Genomic DNA, 11322 nt, shown 5'->3' with positions numbered 1-11322 from the left:
CCGCACCCTCGGGTGCTCAGTAGCGGTACTGCTGCTGCTCGTCCGGGTGCTGCTCGTAGCCGTAGTGGCCCTGCGGCTGCGGCGCCTGCTGCGGGGGCTGTTCGGTGTCGCGCTGCTGCGGGACCCAGACGCCGCCGGGCGGGGTGTCGTAGGTGTACGAGGGGGCGTAGGGGTCGCCGTAGTACGAGGTGTACTGCTGGCCGTCGGTGCCGGGGCCGATGTACGGGTCGGAGTAGGCGGCGTACTGCTGCTGCCCGGCGGGAGCGCCGTAGTCGTAGGCCGGCTGCTGCTGCTCGTACGCCGGGGCGTACGGGTCGTAGGCGGGCTGCTGCGGCTCGTACCCCGTGCCGTACCCCGTGCCGTATCCCGCGCCCTGACCGCCGTCGTGGTGACCGCCGTCCTGGTGGCCGGTGCCGTGGTAGCCGGTCTCCTGGTGGTCGTTGCCCTGCTGTCCCTCGCTCTGCCGGCCGGCGTCGTAGACCCCGTACTGGCCGGTGTCGTCGGGCAGCGGCTGGGGCTCGTAGACCGCGGTCGTCTCGGCGGCGGGGACGGCGGCGGAGTCGTCGTGGCCGTGACCGTAGCCGTGGCCGTCCGCCGCGTCATAGGCGTCGGCGGTGTCGTACGAGACGTCGGTGACCTCGAGCGTGGGCCCTGCCTGGCCCTGGCTGCCGGCCTTGCGGCGGCGGCTCGCGCCCGGGTTCCCGCCGATCGCCCAGCCGGTGGAGAAGCCGCGGCGGAAGGAGAGCGTCACATAGGTCTGGCCGACGGCGAAGGCGACCGCGCCCGCGATGATGACCACCACCGAGGGCAGCAGAACGCCCAGGACCACGCCGAGGAAGCCGGTGAAGGCGAGCAGCCGCCAGCGCAGCCGCGCCTTGTACTGGAGGAGCACCTCCCCCAGCAGCCACAACGCCACCACGCCGAATGCGATATAGAGGACCGTCCACCCCATGCCCCGCCGCCCCTCTCCACGGTCACCGCCGCGGGTCGGGGCGGGTACGACCGGTCACGACTGCTGGTGCAGTCCGAGATTCTCGTAGATCTCGAGCGTCGCGGTGGAGCTGTTCAGCGTGATGAAGTGCAGTCCGGGGACACCCTCGGAGAGCAGACGCGCGCAGAACTCCGTCGCGAACTCGATACCGATGGAGCGTACAGCGGCGGGATCGTCCTTGACGGCGAGGATGCGGTCTTTCACATCCGCGGGGAACGCGGCGTTGCTCAGCTGGGGCAGGCGGTCGAGCGTCTTCACGTTCACGACGGGCATGACCTCGGGGATGATCGGGGTCTCGCAGCCCGCCTTCGCCACGCTGTCGCGCAGCCGCAGGTAGTTCTCCGGGTCGAAGAACATCTGGGTGATCGCGTAGTCGGCGCCCGCGCGGCACTTGTCCACGAAGTGCCGGATGTCCGTGTCCCAGTCGGTGGAGCGGGGGTGCATCTCGGGGAAGGCCGCGACGCCGACGCAGAAGTCGCCGGACTCCTTGATGAGCCGGACCAGGTCGGCGGCGTACAGGACGCCCTCCGGGTGCTCGATCCACTCCCCCAGCGGGTCGCCGGCCGGGTCGCCGCGCAGCGCGAGCATGTTGCGGATGCCGGCGTCGGCGTACTGGCCGAGGACGTTGCGCAGTTCGGCGACCGAGTGGTCGACCGCGGTGAGGTGCGCGACGGGGGTGAGCGTGGTGTCGGAGGCGATCTTCTGGGTGGCCTTGACCGTGCCGCCGCGGGTGGTGCCGCCGGCGCCGTAGGTCACGGAGACGAAGCTGGGTCCGACGGCCTCGACGCGGCGCATCGCGTTCCAGAGGACCTGCTCGCCCTTCGCGGTCCGCGGCGCGTAGAACTCGAAGGAGTACGACGTGCCGCCGGCGGCGAGGATCTCGCGGACCGTGCGTGCGCGGTCCGATCGGACGGAAGCGGTACCTAGGGCCATACGGGCAGGTTAGACGGGCGATGAGGACCCGCGTAGACAGCGTCCGCGTTGTGGACAATTTTTCGGACATTGTTGCGGACGCCGTCCAGGGCGGCCGGACGCCGGGACCCCCTGCTCAGGGGGTCTCGCCGAGGGTCCGGCTCAGGCTTCCGCGCGCTCCCGGACCCGCTTGGCGAGGGCCGCGGTCGCGGCCGCCGGGTCCTCTGCCTCGGTGATCGCGCGGACGACGACGATCCGGCGGGCTCCCGCGTCCAGCACCTCGTCGAGGTTGGTCGCGTCGATGCCGCCGATGGCGAACCAGGGGCGGTTCTGCGCCAGACCGGCCGCGTACCGCACGAGGTCGAGCCCCGGCGCGTACCGCCCGGGCTTGGTGGGGGTGGGCCAGCAGGGCCCGGTGCAGAAGTAGTCCACGCCCGGCTCGACGGCGGCCGCGGCCGCCTCGGACTCGCTGTGGCAGGAGCGGCCGATGAGGACGTCCTCGCCGAGGATCGCCCGGGCGGCGGGCACGGGCAGGTCGCCCTGGCCGAGGTGGAGGACATCGGAACCGATGGCGTGGGCGACGTCCGCCCGGTCGTTCACCGCGAGGAGCTTGCCGTGCCGGCGGGCGGCGTCGGCGAAGACGGCGAGGTGCTCCAGCTCCTCTCCGGCCTCCATGCCCTTGTCGCGGAGCTGCACGATGTCCACGCCGGAGGAGAGCACGGCGTCGAGGAAGGCGGGCAGGTCGCCCTGGCGCTTCCGGGCGTCGGTGCACAGATAGAGCCGGGCGTCGGCGAGCCGCTCACGAGGCGTGGGCATGGGTGGGTTCCCCCCGTCGGTGTCGCCGGTGTCGCGGCGACCGGCCCGCGGGGGGCCGGTCGCCGCGACACCCGCTGGTGGTGTCTTCGGTGCGCGCGTCAGAGCGCCTGGGCGCGGCGCTTCACCTCCGTGCCGCGATTCTCGTTGAGCGCCTGCGCGGGCGTGCCCGGCAGGCTCTCGTCCGGAGTGAAGAGCCACTCCAGCATTTCCTCGTCGGTGAAGCCCTCGTCCCGCAGGACGGTCAGGAGCCCGACGAGCCCCTTGACGATCGCGTCGCCCTGGATGAAGGCGGCGGGGACCTGCAGGGACCTGTTCTCGCCGCGGCGCACGGCGATGAGCTGGCCGTCCTTGATCAGCTGTCGCACACGCACCACGTCGACATCGAGCGCCTCCGCGATGTCGGGCACGTAGAGCCAGGCGGGGACGAGCGCATCGATCTTTACGTCAATCTCGGTCACGGGACAAGCCTGCCATCCCGCACCGACAGTCGGTACCCGGGCCCTATCGGACTGCCGCCTTCAGAGGGACGGACGGGTCGGCGGCCCGCTCCGGGTCGACCGGAGTGGCCGCCTCGATGAGCTTGCGGCCCTGGGCCAGGTCGCGGGGGCGGCCGACGGCGAGGAGGGCCACCGGGACCCCGGCGCGCAGCCAGAGCACGGACCAGGTGTCGTCCGCCGGGTCGCCGCGCCACAGGAGCTCGTCGGCGTCGGCGTGGTGTCCGGCGTACTGCACGAACCGGCCGAACTGCTCGGACCAGAAGTACGGCACGGGGTCGTACGGGCCGGTGTCGGCGCCGGTGATCGCCGCGGCGACCGTGCGCGGGCCCTGGAGGGCGTTGTCCCAGTGGTGGACGAGGAGGCGCTCGCCGTAGCGGGCGGAGGGGTAGGAGGCGCAGTCGCCGACGGCGTACACGTCGGGCAGGGAGGTGCGCAGCAGCTCGTCGGCGGTGACGGCGCCGCTCGGGTCGAGGGCGATGCCGGAGCCGGCGAGCCAGCCGGTGGCGGGGCGGGCGCCGATGCCGACGACGACGGCGTCGGCGGGCAGCTCGCGGCCGTCGGCGAGGACGACCCGGCCGGGCCGGACGGTGTCCACGCGCGCCTGGGTGAGGAGCTCGGCGCCGCTCGCTCCGTACCAGCCGGCCATGGGGGCGGCGACCTCGGCGGGCAGGGCTCCGGCGAGCGGGCGGTCGGCCGCCTCGACGACGGTGACGGCGCAGCCCGCCTCGCGCGCGGCGGTGGCGAACTCGGCGCCGATCCAGCCCGCGCCGACGACCACGACGGTGTGGCGGCGCTCCAGGACGGGGCCGAGGCGCACGGCGTCGTCGAGGGTGCGCAGGAGGTGGACGCCGGGGACGCCCTCGGCGCCGCGCAGGGTGAGGGGGTGGGCCCCGGTGGCGACGACGAGGACGTCGTACGGGACGGGCCCGGCCTCGGTGTCGACCTCGTGGTCGGCGGGGCGCAGCCCGGTGACGTCGAGGCCGAGGCGGAGTTCGACGTCGAGGGCCTCGAAGTCGACGTCGAAGGCGGAGTCCTCGGCCTTGCCGAGGAGGATCGCCTTGGAGAGCGGGGGCCGGTCGTAGGGCTGGTGGGGCTCGGCCCCGATGAGGGTCACGGGGCCGGTGAAGCCCTGTTCGCGCAGGGCGACGGCGGTCTGCACGCCCGCCATCCCGGCACCGACGATCACGACCTGCTGCTGGGCCTGCTTCTGCTCGCTCACCCGTCCACCTTACTTATCTGACGGTCCGTCAGGAAGGGAGGGGCCTGGGACCGCACCGGGGCTGCGGCCAGGGCGTGTTTCGAAAGTGGCGTCGTCTGCCCGAAGGGCAGGCCTGGCGGCGTCTGGTGCGTGCGATCGCAAGGCGGAGGGTCGCCCGGGGCGATCCCGACAACGCGGCGTGGGGGCACCTCCCGTGCCCGAAGGGCTACGGGGGAGTGCGTGCCAGGCGTCGCCAGGCAGGCGGGACTTTCGAAACATGCCCTAGTCTGGCGGGCGTAAAGCACTCGCGGGAGCCCGGACGCACCGGGCTGAGAGGGAGGCTGGGCGGCCTCCGACCGTACGAACCTGATCCGGGTCATGCCGGCGAAGGGAGGGGCTGGACGCCCATGCGTTCTTCCGATGTCCTCGTGGTCGGGGGCGGCATCATCGGCCTGGTCACGGCCTGGCGGGCCGCGCAGCGCGGACTGCGCACCGCCGTGGTCGACCCGGACCCGGGCGGCGGCGCCGCGCGGGTCGCGGCCGGGATGCTCGCCGCCGTCACCGAACTCCACTACGGCGAGGAGACCCTGCTCGGGCTCAACCTCGCCTCCGCCGCACGCTATCCCGCCTTCGTCGCCGAGCTGGAGGAGTCCACAGGACACGACGTCGGCCACCGGGCCTGCGGCACCCTCGCCGTCGCCCTCGACGCCGACGACCGGGCCCATCTGCGCGAGCTCCACGCCCTCCAGACCCGCTGCGGCCTCACCTCGGAGTGGCTCAGCGGGCGCGAGTGCCGCCGCCTCGAACCGATGCTCGCCCCCGGGGTGCGCGGCGGGCTGCGCGTGGACGGCGACCACCAGGTCGACCCGCGCCGGCTGGCCGCCGCGCTCCTCCTCGCCTGCGAGCGGGTCGGGGTGGTCTTCCACCGCGTCCTCGCCGAGCGCCTCACGGTCGTCCGCGACCGGGCGCGCGGGGTGCTGCTCGCCGACGGCGAGGAGCTGACGGCCGACCAGGTCGTCCTCGCCGCGGGCAGCCTCAGCGGCCGGCTCGCGGGCGTGCCCGACGAGGTGCTGCCGCCGGTCCGCCCCGTGAAGGGCCAGGTCCTGCGGCTGCGGGTGCCCGCCCCGTACGCCCCCTTCCTCTCCCGCACCGTCCGGGCCGTCGTCCGCGGCAGCCACGTCTACCTCGTGCCCCGCGCGAACGGCGAGCTCGTCGTCGGCGCCACCAGCGAGGAGCTCGGCTGGGACACCACGGTGACGGCCGGCGGGGTGTACGAGCTGCTGCGCGACGCGCACGAACTCGTCCCCGGGATCACCGAGCTGCCGCTCACCGAGACCCTCGCCGGACTGCGCCCCGCGTCGCCGGACAACGCCCCGCTGCTCGGCCCCAGCTCCCTGCCCGGCCTGCACCTGGCCACCGGCCACTACCGCAACGGGGTGCTGCTCACCCCCGTCACCGGCGACGTCATGGCGGAGGTGCTCACCACGGGCGCCCTCCCCGACGAGGCCCGCGCCTTCACCCCCCGACGGTTCCCCGTCGCCCCTCCCGTACGTCTGGAGCAACCCGCATGAACGTGTCCGTGAACGGAGAACCCCGCGAGCTCACCGGCCCCGTCTCCCTCGACACCCTCGTGGCGACCCTGAGCACGGCCCCGACCGGGGTGGCCGCGGCCGTCAACGAAGCGGTCGTCCCGCGCAGCGAGTGGGCGGCGACGCTGCTCGGCGAGGGCGACCGGGTGGAGGTCCTGACCGCGGTGCAGGGAGGCTGAGCACGATGTCCGACGACCTGTTCGTCCTCGGCGGTACGGAGTTCTCCTCCCGCCTGATCATGGGCACCGGCGGCGCGCCCAGCCTCGACGTCCTGGAGCGCTCGCTGATCGCCAGCGGCACCGAGCTGACCACCGTCGCGATGCGGCGGCTCGACCCGACGGTCAAGGGCTCGGTCCTCTCCGTCCTGGAGCGGCTCGGCATCCGGGTCCTGCCCAACACGGCGGGCTGTTTCACGGCGGGCGAGGCGGTCCTCACCGCCCGGCTCGCCCGGGAGGCGCTCGGCACCGACTGGATCAAGCTGGAGGTCGTCGCCGACGAGCGGACGCTGCTGCCGGACGGGGAGGAGCTCCTCGTGGCGGCCGAGGTGCTGGTCGACGACGGCTTCACCGTCCTCCCCTACACCAACGACGACCCGGTCCTCGCGCGGAAGCTGGAGGACGTGGGGTGCGCGGCGATCATGCCGCTCGGCTCCCCGATCGGCTCGGGGCTCGGCATCCGCAACCCGCACAACTTCCAGCTGATCGCGGAGCGGGCGGGGGTGCCGGTGATCCTGGACGCCGGCGCGGGCACGGCCTCGGACGCGGCGCTCGCCATGGAGCTGGGATGCGCGGCGGTGATGCTGGCCTCGGCGGTGACGCGGGCGCAGGAACCGGTGCTCATGGCCTCGGCGATGCGGCACGCGGTGGAGGCGGGCCGGCTCGCGCACCGGGCGGGCCGCATCCCCCGCCGCCACTTCGCGGAGGCCTCGTCCCCCGTGGAGGGCCGCCCGCACCTGGACCCGGAGCGTCCGGCGTTCTGAGGCCGCCGGCCTGGGGCGCTCGTCACAGGTGCGCTGCAGTACCGGGGCATCCGCACGGGGGCCGTGTCCACGGCTCGTAGACTCGACGCCGTGGACACGACCCTTCAGGACCCCCTCGTCGGGCGGCTGCTCGACGGCCGCTACCGCGTCGACGCGCGCATCGCCGTCGGCGGGATGGCCACCGTCTACCGGGCCGTGGACACGCGCCTCGACCGCGTCCTCGCGCTCAAGGTGATGCACCCCGCCCTCGCGACGGACGCCGCCTTCGTCGAGCGCTTCATCCGCGAGGCCAAGTCCGTCGCCCGGCTCGCCCACCCGAACGTCGTCGGCGTCTTCGACCAGGGCGCCGAGGGCGCGTACGTCTACCTGGCGATGGAGTACGTCGCCGGCTGCACCCTCCGCGACGTCCTGCGCGAGCGCGGCGCCCTCGCGCCCCGCGCCGCGCTCGACATCCTGGAGCCCGTCCTCGCCGCGCTGGGCGCCGCGCACCGGGCCGGGTTCGTGCACCGCGACATGAAGCCGGAGAACGTCCTCATAGGGGACGACGGCCGGGTCAAGGTGGCCGATTTCGGTCTCGTACGGGCCGTGGGCTCGGCGACCGCCACCACCGGCTCGGTCCTCGGCACGGTCTCGTACCTCGCGCCGGAGCAGATCGAGCACGGCACGGCCGACACCCGCGCCGACGTGTACGCCTGCGGTGTCGTGCTGTACGAGATGCTGACCGGCGGCAAGCCCCACGCGGGCGACACCCCCGCCCAGGTCCTCTACCAGCACCTCCACACGGACGTGCCCGCCCCCTCCGCCACCGTCCCCGGGCTCGCCCTGGAGCTGGACGAGCTGGTCGCGGCCGCCACGGCCCGCACCCCCGACGTCCGCCCGCACGACGCCGTCGCGCTGCTCGCCCTGCTCCGGCAGGCCCGCGCCCCCCTGGGCGACGAGCAGCTGGACGCCGTGCCGCCGCAGGCGCGCTCCGAGGCCCGGGACACCGCCGACGACCGGACCAGCGTGATCGCCCGCGCCGTACCGGCCGACGAGGACGTGCGGCAGGTGCAGCAGGTCGAGCACACGAACCGGCTGCCGGCCCCGGAGGCTCCCCCGGCGGCCACCCGCAGGCGCGCTCCCCGCGCGCCCCGCGGCCCTCTGATGATCGTCCTCGGCGTCCTGCTCGCGCTCGGCCTCGGCACCGGTGTCTGGTACATCAATTCCGGCCAGTTCACCCGCGTCCCGGCCGTCCTCGGCCAGACCGAGGCCGTCGCGACCCAGCGGATCAAGGACACCGGCCTGGACGTCGGCACGACGAAACGTGCCTTCAGCGACGTGTACGAGCGCGGCACGGTCATGGCCGTCGACCCCGCCCCCGGCGAGCGCGTCCGCGGCAACGCCACGGTCGTCCTCACGCTCTCCCGCGGCCCCGAGATCGTGAAGGTGCCCAACCTCAGGAACAAGCCGCTCGCGGAGGCCAAGCGCCTGCTGAAGGCGGAGGGGCTGGCCCCCGGGGTCGTCACCGAGGAGTTCAGCGACTCCGTCGCCCAGGGCGCCGTGATCGGCTCCGACCCCGAGCCCGGCACCGAGCGCCGCCCCGACTCGGCCGTCGCCCTGGTGGTCAGCAAGGGCTCCCCGATCGACGTGCCCGACACCACCGGCGAGACCGTCGCCGACGCCACGGCCACGCTCCAGGAGGCCGGTCTCACCGTGGAGGTCGCGCCGGAGCGGATCAACTCCCCGGAGGACGCCGGCACGGTCGCCGCCCAGTCCCTCGCCGAGGGCAGCCGGGCCGCCGAGGGCGACACCATCACCCTCACCGTCTCCAAGGGACCGAAGCTCGTCGAGGTCCCGGACGTCACGGAGGAGACCACCGACGACGCCCGTGCGGCGCTCGAGGACGCGGGCTTCGAGGTGGAGGTCAAGAAGTCCTTCCCCTTCCTGGGCGACACGGTCGCGAGCCAGTCCGTGGAGGGCGGCACCACCGCCCCCGAGGGCTCCACCGTCACCATCACGATCAAGGGACTCTAGAAACTCATGCGCAACCCCGTCGGCGGTCACGTCCCCGTGGCCGGTGGCCTCGCCACGACCGGCCTCGCCTACGCCCGCGTGCTCGGCGCCGAGACCGTGCAGGTCTTCGTCGCCAACCCGCGCGGCTGGGCCACCCCGGTCGGCAATCCGGCCCAGGACGAGCGGTTCCGGGCGGAGTGCGAGGCCGAGTCGATCTCGGCCTGGGTCCACGCCCCGTACCTCATCAACTTCGGCTCCCACACCGAGGCCACCGTGGAGAAGTCGGTCGACTCGCTGCGGCACTCGCTGCGCCGGGGCCGCGAGATCGGCGCGAAGGGCGTCGTGGTGCACACCGGCTCGGCGACGGCGGGCCGCCCCCGCGAGGTGGCCCTCGCGCAGGTGCGCGAGCGGATGCTGCCGCTCCTCGACGAGCTGACGCACGAGGACGATCCGCATCTGCTCCTGGAGTCGACGGCCGGCCAGGGCTTCTCGCTCTGCTCGCGCGCGGAGGACTTCGGTCCGTACTTCGACGCCCTCGACCGCCACCCGAAGCTCGGCATCTGCCTCGACACCTGCCACATCTTCGCGGCGGGCCACGACCTCGCGGAGCCGGGCGGCGCGGTACGGACGCTCGACGAGCTGGTGGCGACCGTCGGCGAGGGCCGGCTGAAGCTGATCCACGCCAACGACTCGAAGGACGTCGTGGGCGCCCACAAGGACCGCCACGCCAACATCGGCGCCGGTCACATCGGCGAGGACGCCTTCCGCGCGCTGCTGCGCCACCCGGAGACGGACGGGGTGCCGCTGATCATCGAGACCCCGGGCGGCACGGAGGGACACGTCGCCGACGTGGAGCTCCTCAAGAAGCTGCGCGGCTGATCGGGGGCGCGGGTTTCCTGTTGAGGAATACCCCAGGGGGGTATACGGTTCTTGTAACGGCAGGAACCGCTACCCGGCTTTGGGGGCACCCATGCAGCACGAAGCGCACACCCACCACGACCGCACCGGCCACGAGGGTCACGCGGGTCACGAGAACCACGCCGAGCACCAGGGCCACCACGAGCACCACGGGCATCACCAGGCGGACGGCAAGGTCTCCTGGGCCATGGCGGCCAAGGCCACGCTGCACTGCCTCACCGGCTGCGCCATCGGCGAGATCCTCGGCATGGTCATCGGCACGGCGCTCGGCTGGGGCAACATGCAGACGATGATCCTCGCGATCATCCTGGCGTTCTTCTTCGGCTACGCGCTCACGCTGCGCGGCATCCTGTCCGCCGGCGTCGACTTCAAGACGGCCTTCAAGGTCGCGCTCGCCGCCGACACCCTCTCCATCGCCGTCATGGAGATCATCGACAACGGCATCATCGCCCTGTGGCCGGGCGCCATGGACGCGCACCTCGACGAGCCGTTCTTCTGGATCGTGCTCGCCATCGCGCTCGCCGCCGCGTTCGTGATCACCACTCCGGTGAACAAGTGGATGATCGGCCGCGGCAAGGGCCACGCGGTGGTCCACCAGTACCACCACTGACCGGACGGCCCCAGGCCCGCCCCCGACGGTCCGGAGCGCTACAGCTCCGGGCCGTCTCCCGGTTCCTCCTGGTACGAGTAGCGCTGCTCCGTCCACGGGTCACCGAGGTTGTGGTAGCCGCGCTCCTCCCAGAAGCCCCGGCGGTCGGCGGCCATGTACTCCACGCCCCGGACCCACTTGGGCCCCTTCCAGGCGTACAGGTGCGGGACGATGAGCCGCAGCGGGAAGCCGTGCTCGGCGGTGAGCAGCTCGCCGCCCTTGTGGGTGGCGAAGATCGTGCGGTCGGAGGCGAAGTCGGAGAGCCGCATGTTGGCGCTGTAGCCGTACTCGGCCCACACCATCACGTGCGTGACCTGCGGCGCCGGCGGAGCCAGTTCGAGGATGGTCCGGGCGGGCACGCCACCCCATTCGGCCCCGAGCATGCTGAATTTCGTCACGCAGTGCAGATCGGACACGACCGTGGAGAACGGCAGGGCCGAGAACTCCTCGTGGTTCCAGCACCGCTTGTCACCGTCCGCCGTCGCACCGAAGACGCGGAACTCCCAGCGCTCCGGCTTGAACTTGGGGACGGGGCCGTAGTGGGTGACCGGCCAGCCGCGCTGCAGCCGCTGACCCGGCGGGAGGTCCGGCGAACGATCCGGCTCCCCCGCGTCCCCTTCCCGGCGTTCTCCGCTCTCCGGCTGACCCATGTCATCCATGGTGACAGACGGCGAGGGGTGGTCATGACCAGCCAACCTCCAGCCCGTCCGAGATTCGGGCAACTCCCACTAAGCCTGCACTTACTGGACGCCCCCCATTCGGGGTGCGAGGATGCGGCCAT

Annotated in this window: 12 protein-coding genes and 1 riboswitch; of the genes, 6 read left to right on the top strand and 6 right to left on the bottom strand. The window is 73.1% G+C overall.

The genetic code is table 11. The features are described from left to right. Positions 1 to 16 precede the first annotated feature (16 nt). The 5 genes from ASC82_RS11910 to ASC82_RS11890 all read right to left on the bottom strand — a co-directional run bounded on the left by ASC82_RS11910 (position 17) and on the right by ASC82_RS11890 (position 4435). Complete coding sequence (locus tag ASC82_RS11910; RefSeq protein WP_056645575.1) at positions 17 to 952, bottom strand: hypothetical protein; 936 nt, start codon at positions 950 to 952, stop codon at positions 17 to 19. A gap of 54 nt (positions 953 to 1006) precedes the next feature. Further along, positions 1007 to 1924 carry a methylenetetrahydrofolate reductase [NAD(P)H] gene (gene metF / locus ASC82_RS11905; protein ID WP_024755570.1) on the bottom strand — a complete coding sequence of 306 codons (918 nt, stop codon included), beginning with the start codon at positions 1922 to 1924 and terminating at the stop codon, positions 1007 to 1009. Between the two features lie 141 nt (positions 1925 to 2065). After that, positions 2066 to 2719, bottom strand: a complete 654-nt coding sequence (thiE, locus tag ASC82_RS11900) for a thiamine phosphate synthase (RefSeq protein WP_056645573.1) — start codon at positions 2717 to 2719, stop codon at positions 2066 to 2068. 98 nt (positions 2720 to 2817) lie between these two features. Then, the gene (locus ASC82_RS11895) at positions 2818 to 3177 is read right to left on the bottom strand and encodes an Rv2175c family DNA-binding protein (protein ID WP_056645570.1); all 360 of its coding nucleotides are present in this window, start codon (positions 3175 to 3177) and stop codon (positions 2818 to 2820) included. A 43-nt stretch (positions 3178 to 3220) separates the two neighbouring features. Then, complete coding sequence (locus ASC82_RS11890; protein WP_056645567.1) at positions 3221 to 4435, bottom strand: FAD-dependent oxidoreductase; 1215 nt, start codon at positions 4433 to 4435, stop codon at positions 3221 to 3223. 276 nt (positions 4436 to 4711) lie between these two features. Further along, positions 4712 to 4824, top strand: a riboswitch (TPP riboswitch). Here ASC82_RS11890 and thiO point away from each other — a divergent pair. The 6 genes from thiO (at position 4822) to ASC82_RS11860 (ending at position 10502) form a co-directional block, all read left to right on the top strand. Beyond that, entirely contained in the window at positions 4822 to 5985 is a 1164-nt protein-coding gene (gene thiO / locus ASC82_RS11885; RefSeq protein ID WP_056645564.1) for a glycine oxidase ThiO, read from the top strand. (Overlaps the previous riboswitch by 3 nt.) After that, complete coding sequence (gene thiS / locus ASC82_RS11880) at positions 5982 to 6182, top strand: sulfur carrier protein ThiS (RefSeq protein ID WP_024755575.1); 201 nt, start codon at positions 5982 to 5984, stop codon at positions 6180 to 6182. Before thiO ends, thiS begins: the two co-directional genes overlap by 4 nt. Before the next feature lie 5 nt (positions 6183 to 6187). Next, on the top strand, positions 6188 to 6982 hold the full coding sequence (locus ASC82_RS11875; RefSeq protein WP_056645561.1) for a thiazole synthase: 795 nt from the start codon (positions 6188 to 6190) through the stop codon (positions 6980 to 6982). Between the two features lie 90 nt (positions 6983 to 7072). Further along, positions 7073 to 8995 (top strand): Stk1 family PASTA domain-containing Ser/Thr kinase, encoded by a 1923-nt coding sequence (gene pknB, locus ASC82_RS11870; RefSeq protein ID WP_199862515.1) that lies wholly within the window; start codon positions 7073 to 7075, stop codon positions 8993 to 8995. Positions 8996 to 9001: 6 nt separating this feature from the next. After that, complete coding sequence (locus ASC82_RS11865; RefSeq protein ID WP_056645558.1) at positions 9002 to 9853, top strand: deoxyribonuclease IV; 852 nt, start codon at positions 9002 to 9004, stop codon at positions 9851 to 9853. A gap of 91 nt (positions 9854 to 9944) precedes the next feature. Next, entirely contained in the window at positions 9945 to 10502 is a 558-nt protein-coding gene (locus ASC82_RS11860) for a DUF4396 domain-containing protein (RefSeq protein ID WP_056645555.1), read from the top strand. Between the two features lie 38 nt (positions 10503 to 10540). Here the strand turns inward: ASC82_RS11860 and ASC82_RS11855 are convergent, their stop codons facing one another. Next, a complete protein-coding gene (locus tag ASC82_RS11855) occupies positions 10541 to 11191 on the bottom strand; it encodes a sulfite oxidase-like oxidoreductase (protein ID WP_056645552.1) in 651 nt (216 codons plus the stop codon). Between the last annotated feature and the right edge of the window lie 131 nt (positions 11192 to 11322).

This window comes from Streptomyces sp. Root431 (assembly GCF_001426585.1).
Taxonomy (GTDB): domain Bacteria; phylum Actinomycetota; class Actinomycetes; order Streptomycetales; family Streptomycetaceae; genus Streptomyces; species Streptomyces stackebrandtii.
Note: the sequence above shows the minus strand (reverse complement) of the source record. Positions and strands in the feature narration are given on the sequence as shown.

Bases quoted from the DNA above. Each gene is read 5' to 3' on its own strand.
- thiS (WP_024755575.1), top strand. From the start codon at position 5,982: ATGAACGTGTCCGTGAACGGAGAACCCCGCGAGCTCACCGGCCCCGTC.
- thiO (WP_056645564.1), top strand. From the start codon at position 4,822: ATGCGTTCTTCCGATGTCCTCGTGGTCGGGGGCGGCATCATCGGCCTG.
- ASC82_RS11865 (WP_056645558.1), top strand. From the start codon at position 9,002: ATGCGCAACCCCGTCGGCGGTCACGTCCCCGTGGCCGGTGGCCTCGCC.
- metF (WP_024755570.1), bottom strand. From the start codon at position 1,924: ATGGCCCTAGGTACCGCTTCCGTCCGATCGGACCGCGCACGCACGGTC.
- ASC82_RS11875 (WP_056645561.1), top strand. From the start codon at position 6,188: ATGTCCGACGACCTGTTCGTCCTCGGCGGTACGGAGTTCTCCTCCCGC.
- ASC82_RS11855 (WP_056645552.1), bottom strand. From the start codon at position 11,191: ATGGGTCAGCCGGAGAGCGGAGAACGCCGGGAAGGGGACGCGGGGGAG.
- ASC82_RS11910 (WP_056645575.1), bottom strand. From the start codon at position 952: ATGGGGTGGACGGTCCTCTATATCGCATTCGGCGTGGTGGCGTTGTGG.
- ASC82_RS11860 (WP_056645555.1), top strand. From the start codon at position 9,945: ATGCAGCACGAAGCGCACACCCACCACGACCGCACCGGCCACGAGGGT.
- thiE (WP_056645573.1), bottom strand. From the start codon at position 2,719: ATGCCCACGCCTCGTGAGCGGCTCGCCGACGCCCGGCTCTATCTGTGC.